The following is a 3,868-nucleotide window of genomic DNA, read 5'->3' on the forward strand; positions in this document are numbered from 1 at the left end:
TGGAGGCCGCGGGCCGCGTGCGCGCCATCGGGCGGGCCCGCGCGCAACGCTGGCTGGCGCCGCCGCTGGCCGGATTCACGACGAACTTGTTACTCCCTGCCGCGCTGCCGCTCACGTAGATTGGGTTCCACCGCATCGGCCACGACGCGCAACGAAAGGAACCTGACCATGAGCAGCAACAGCAGCACCCTCCGGACCACTCCCCCGGCGCGCACGGCACCCGCAGAGATCGTGCGCGAGTACGGCCCCTTCGACGGCGCCGAGCGCATCCACGGCGTGACGCACGACGGACAGCGCGTGTGGGCCGCCACCGGCGAGCGGCTGGTGGCCTTCGACCCCGCGAGCGGCGAGACCACGCGCACGCTGGCCTGCGCCGCCGGCGCCGGCACCGCCTTCGACGGCAAGCACCTGTACCAGATTGCCGAGGCGCGCATCGACAAGATCGACCCGGCCACCGGGCGGGTGCTGGCGTCCATCCCCGCGCCCGGCGAGGGCCGCGACTCGGGGCTCACCTGGGCCGAGGGCAGCCTGTGGGTGGGGCAGTACCTGGACCGCAGGATCCACCAGATCGACCCCGCCACCGGCAAGGTCCTGCGCACCATCGAATCCAACCGCCACGTGACCGGCGTGACCTGGGTGGACGGCGACCTGTGGCACGGCACCTGGGAAGGCGACGAGAGCGAACTGCGCCGCATCGACCCGGCGAGCGGCAGCGTGCTGGAGCGGCTGGAAATGCCCGCCGGCACCGGCGTGAGTGGGCTGGAGTCGGATGGGGCCGGGCTGCTGTATTGCGGTGGGGGGGCGAGTGGGAAGGTGAGGGCGGTGAGGAGGCCGAAGCACGACCGCGTGTGAATCGAACGGCTGCATCACAGAACACCGATCGGCTGTGAGCAAAGGATCTTGAGTCCTTGGGTAGACCGCCAAATCCTTCCGAAAACCCAGTATTGATGCGGGTTTGCGGCTTCTCCTTGCACACGGGATTTCGTGCACATGCGCCAAATGAGGCCCCCTCGCGTGCACATGATGCCGTAGGCCCGCAATCCTTTGCACGCCCAGCGTTCATGCGGCTTGGCGGCGCGAGATTGCACACGGCACCGCCAACTCGACCCGATTTGATGCTGTAGCGTGTGCACACGGTCTGGTGACTCGAAGACGGCGAGAGAGCACCCGGGGCATCACGTCCGCAGCACCGCGGCGACCAAGTCCATCGAGAGCGTCTGCTCAGGCACCTGTCTCGATAACATTCTTGGCTCCGGCAACCTGGAGTCACCCACCTGGAGCCAGGAAACGGATGGACCGCAATGGCAGGCGCCGCCTGGCTTGGTCCGTCAGTTTTTCGTAGTGCTCATCCCAAAGGTCAAAGAGCTTTTCCAGGCCGATCAGCGTAACGCGGCCAGTGCCAGTCGCCATCACGAGAAGAAACTTGCGCTTGGCGGCGTCAACACCCTCGGTGACTCGCCGAATGGCCTCGTTTTGATAGTCGCGGCCAGCGATGTCCGCGTTGATCGCGACGCCTTGCAGCGGTTGCGCGAACTTGCGCTGGTGATGCAGTCGCTCCAAGTCGTCCCGCGTGTAGAAGCCCGAAACCTTTCTAGGCGCATAGCGCTCACGATCCCAGAACTGGATCTCTTTGCCGTTCGTGAGGAAGATAAATGGGTCCTGGCCGAACTTCGCTTTGATGAGGTCGGCATAGTCTGCAGCCTGCCGCTTGCCTGCCAATTCGTCTCGCGACGTGCGCTTCGCTTCAACTACGGCTAGCGGCTTTCCGTCGCTACCAAGTAGCACGTAGTCCGCGAACTGCTGGGCGTTGTAACCCGCCTCATTTTCCTGCGCCGACAGAACGAATTCTTCGATCAGGCTTCGTCGCGACTTGTTCCAACCGGCGTGCGCTAACTGAGCGTCAACAAGTTGAGCGCGTGTGGTTGCCTCATTGGAATTCGGACTCGCCAAGTTGCTTCTCCCCTGCAGTCAGGTTGACGCCGGCCAGTGCCGAGCAAAGTCAAACGAAAGCTGGCGATGGTGCCGAATAGACAGCAGGTACACAGTGGCATTGACCTCCACGGCCGCGTACAGCATCAGGTAGTCACCATGCAGGTACTCGCGCAGAACGTTGGCCGAGCCTTCCGGCAGCGTGGCCAGTTGTGCCAGTGCCTCTGCCGATTGCGGCGGGTTGTCGAGGTAGCGCCGGCCAATGCGTGGGAATCGCGCCAGGTTGGGGATCACCGTGGCGCGCAGCTCGGCGAGCAGGTCGTCAAAGGCAAAGGCTGCGTCCGCCTCCGTCAGGAACGCCTCGATGGCATCCAGGCGTTTCAGGAAGCTCGCCGTCAGCTCGACCCGGTAGGCATCCTCAGCCACGCTTCTTGGCAGCCTTGAGGGTGGTAGCGCTGGCTCGGCGCTGTTGAATTTGGGCGAGGGCAGCATCCGCCGCGTAGGTACGGCCTGCCTCGATGTCGGCCAATCCACGCTTGGCATCGTCGATCAACAGGAGGTGGATGCGCTCGCGTTCCAGGCGGTGGTAGTAGTCCAGCCTGTCTGCGTCGATTAGCGCGACATAGCTCTCGCCGTTTTTGGTGATGATTTTCTCGGCACCGGCCTTCGCTTGGTCGGCGAGTTCGGAGAGGTTGGCGCGCGCCTGGGTGAATGGCACCACATCACTGGCTGAAAAGCCCATGGCTGGCTCCCTGGAGAGGGTGATGACAGAATTCTGTGCAGTCTATCTCACTACGGCTCGCGCAGCCAGGTCGGGCAGTCACCCCCAGGCCTGCGGTAGCGCCCCCGGTCCAGGCGCCACGCAACGTAACAACGCGCCGTGGTTCGCCCACGAGAAAGCCATCTTCAACGGAGACATCTCCTATGCGGCCCTGGCCTAAACAGTCGCCTGCTTTCCTATTCGATAACTGAGATGCTGAGATGGCCTATTACTCGGCCACCGCCGCATTGCGGCCGTAAACGGAACGCTGGCTCGAGCCAACCACTGACATGATCTCAATCCGTCTCGCGCCCTCACCCCCCACCCTCGCCCTCAACTGCCCACACCCCCCCTCCACATCCTGCCCTGCTGACCTTCTCAGCTTGGTCAGCACGCCGCGCCGGTGCAGCGCGCCGGCCATCGCCACCGCGCGCTCCCAGGCCGGGCGCCGGAAAGCCAGTCCGTCCACGGTGTTGTAGGGAATGAGGTTCATCACCGCGTAGCGGCCGGCCAGCAGGCGCACGATGCCGTCGAGCTCGTCGTCGCCGTCGTTCACGCCGTCGATCAGCGTCCACTGGTACTGCACCGGGTAGCCGGTGGCGCGGGCGTAGCGCTCGCCGTGGGCCACCAGGTCCTCGGGATCGATGCGCGGAGCGCGCGGCAGCAGTTGCGCGCGCAGCTCGGGCTTGGTGGTGTGCAGAGACAGCGCCAGGGCGGGCTTCACGGCACCTTGCGGCAGGCGCTCGAACACGCGCTCGTCGCCCACGGTGGAGAACACCAGGTTCTTGTGGCCCACGCCTCCGGCGGTGCCCAGCAGCTCGATGGCCTCGAGCACGTTGTCCAGGTTGTGCGCGGGCTCGCCCATGCCCATGAACACCACCTTCTTCACCGCGCGCTGGCGCCGTGCCAATGCCACCTGGGCCACGATCTCGGCGCTGCCCAGCTGGCGCAGCAGGCCGCCCTGGCCGGTCATGCAGAACACGCAACCCACCGCGCAGCCCACCTGGGTGGACACGCACAGGCCGTCGCGCGGCAGCAGCACGCTCTCCACCGTCTGGCCGTCGGCCAGCGCCACCAGCAGGCGGGCCGAGCCGTCTTCGGCCGGGTGCTCGGAGCGCAGTTGCGCCAGGCCCTGCAGCTCGGCCTCCAGCGCCGGCAGGGCCTCGCGCAGCGCGAGCG

5 protein-coding genes are annotated in these 3,868 nt (G+C 65.8%); 1 reads left to right on the forward strand and 4 read right to left on the reverse strand.

Features of this window, described 5'->3' with window-relative positions:
* Positions 1 to 168: 168 nt before the first annotated feature.
* Positions 169 to 852, forward strand: a complete 684-nt coding sequence (locus x551_RS19545) for a PQQ-binding-like beta-propeller repeat protein (RefSeq protein ID WP_051495936.1) — start codon at positions 169 to 171, stop codon at positions 850 to 852.
* A gap of 414 nt (positions 853 to 1,266) precedes the next feature.
* On the opposite strand, the gene x551_RS24680 is transcribed toward x551_RS19545, so the two are convergent.
* The 4 genes from x551_RS24680 to x551_RS19565 form a co-directional block, all read right to left on the reverse strand.
* A complete protein-coding gene (locus x551_RS24680) occupies positions 1,267 to 1,950 on the reverse strand; it encodes a type I restriction endonuclease (RefSeq protein WP_152543597.1) in 684 nt (227 codons plus the stop codon).
* Positions 1,951 to 1,968: 18 nt separating this feature from the next.
* The gene (locus tag x551_RS19555; RefSeq protein ID WP_036235906.1) at positions 1,969 to 2,355 is read right to left on the reverse strand and encodes a type II toxin-antitoxin system RelE/ParE family toxin; all 387 of its coding nucleotides are present in this window, start codon (positions 2,353 to 2,355) and stop codon (positions 1,969 to 1,971) included.
* The gene (locus tag x551_RS19560; protein ID WP_036235908.1) at positions 2,348 to 2,671 is read right to left on the reverse strand and encodes a type II toxin-antitoxin system Phd/YefM family antitoxin; all 324 of its coding nucleotides are present in this window, start codon (positions 2,669 to 2,671) and stop codon (positions 2,348 to 2,350) included. Before x551_RS19560 ends, x551_RS19555 begins: the two co-directional genes overlap by 8 nt.
* A 247-nt stretch (positions 2,672 to 2,918) precedes the next feature.
* A partial coding sequence (locus x551_RS19565; protein WP_051512196.1) for an RNA methyltransferase occupies positions 2,919 to 3,868 on the reverse strand: 950 nt, incomplete at its 5' end.

The sequence above is a fragment of the Methylibium sp. T29 genome, from assembly GCF_000576205.1.
Classification (GTDB): Bacteria; Pseudomonadota; Gammaproteobacteria; order Burkholderiales; family Burkholderiaceae_C; genus Methylibium; species Methylibium petroleiphilum.